The 462-nt window shown below is 70.1% G+C and carries 1 protein-coding gene; it reads right to left on the minus strand.

What is annotated here, in order from left to right:
- Nucleotides 1-67: 67 nt before the first annotated feature.
- Nucleotides 68-462 (minus strand): hypothetical protein (locus AC2JF9_RS09020; protein WP_500727086.1); only part of this gene is annotated, 395 nt, incomplete at its 5' end.

The raw sequence follows: 462 nt of genomic DNA on the forward strand, positions 1-462 counted from the left end.
GCGAAGGCCCGCGCGGCCGGCGCGTCCTGGCACCGAACGAGCCGACTGACCCCCGCCCGGAGCGCGGTCACACGGCCCTTAGCAGGACGTGCTTCTTCTTCCCGAACGAGAGTTTGACCACGCCCTCCGCGAGATCTGAAACTCGGACCGTGCGCGCTCGGTCGGTAACGCGTGCGTCGTTGACCGATATCGCCCCGTTCGCACTCGCGCGGATCACCTCCCCGTTCGAGGCGGCGAGGCCCGCCCGCACGAAGGCCGGCCCGATCCCGAGCCCGGCCTCGAACTCGGCCACGGGCACCTCGACGGAGGGGAGCGTGTCCGCCGTAACCCCCTGCTCGAAAGTCTGCTGTGCCGTCTCTGCGGCAACCTGGGCAGCTTTGCGTCCGTGCAGCAGCGCCGTGGCCTCCGTCGCGAGCACCTTCTTCGCCTCGTTGATCTCGGCGCCCTGGAGCCGCTCAAGCT

The organism is Lactobacillus sp. C449L (assembly GCF_059900815.1).